This window comes from Psychromonas antarctica (assembly GCF_022267535.1).
Classification (GTDB): Bacteria; Pseudomonadota; Gammaproteobacteria; order Enterobacterales; family Psychromonadaceae; genus Psychromonas; species Psychromonas antarctica.
This window is the reverse complement of the sequence record NZ_JAHNZV010000248.1, coordinates 1-1175: the sequence shown is the minus strand read 5'-3', so window position 1 is coordinate 1175 and position 1175 is coordinate 1. Positions and strand designations below refer to the sequence as shown.

General features: G+C 48.1%; 1 rRNA gene. It reads right to left on the bottom strand.

Going from position 1 to position 1175, the window contains the following annotated elements:
- A 23S ribosomal RNA gene (locus KSO91_RS17310) occupies positions 1–1154 on the bottom strand; the annotation flags it as partial.
- Between the last annotated feature and the right edge of the window lie 21 nt (positions 1155–1175).

Sequence of the window (1175 nt, the reverse complement as noted above, 5' to 3'; positions counted from 1 at the left end):
GCATCCGCAGCTTCGGTGATATGTTTAGCCCCGTTAAATCTTCCGCGCAGACCGACTCGACTAGTGAGCTATTACGCTTTCTTTAAAAGATGGCTGCTTCTAAGCCAACTTCCTAGCTGTCTAAGCCTTTCCACATCGTTTCCCACTTAACATATACTTTGGGACCTTAGCTGGCGGTCTGGGTTGTTTCCCTTTCCACGACGGACGTTAGCACCCGCCGTGTGTCTCCCGTGATTGCACTTGTTGGTATTCGGAGTTTGCATGGGGTTGGTAAGTCGGGATGACCCCCTAGCCCAAACAGTGCTCTACCCCCAACAGTGATACACGAGGCGCTACCTAAATAGCTTTCGAGGAGAACCAGCTATCTCTTGGTTTGATTGGCCTTTCACCCCCAGCCACAAGTCATCCCCTAATTTTTCAACATTAGTGGGTTCGGTCCTCCAGTTGATGTTACTCAACCTTCAACCTGCTCATGGCTAGATCACCAAGTTTCGGGTCTAATCCCAGCAACTATTCGCCCAGTTAAGACTCGGTTTCCCTACGGCTCCCCTATTTGGTTAACCTTGCTACTGAAATTAAGTCGTTGACCCATTATACAAAAGGTACGCAGTCACGGAACACAATGTCCGCTCCTACTGCTTGTACGTACACGGTTTCAGGTTCTATTTCACTCCCCTCACAGGGGTTCTTTTCGCCTTTCCCTCACGGTACTGGTTCACTATCGGTCAATTAGGAGTATTTAGCCTTGGAGGATGGTCCCCCCATATTCAGTCAGGATTTCTCGTGTCCCGACCTACTCGATTTCACTGTAAAGACGTTTTTGTGTACGGGGCTATCACCCTGTATCGCTGTACTTTCCAGTACATTCCACTAACCTCTAAACAGCTTAAGGGCTGTTCCAATTTCGCTCGCCGCTACTTTCGGAATCTCGGTTGATTTCTTTTCCTAAGGGTACTTAGATGTTTCAGTTCCCCTCGTTCGCTTCGTTAAGCTATGTATTCACTTAACGATGACACTATGTGCCGGGTTGCCCCATTCGGAAATTCCAGGATATAACGCTTGTTATCAACTCCCCTGGACTTATCGCAGATTACCACGTCCTTCATCGCCTCTAATTGCCTAGGCATCCACCGTGCACGCTTATTCACTTAACCATACAACACCTAAAAAGTGTC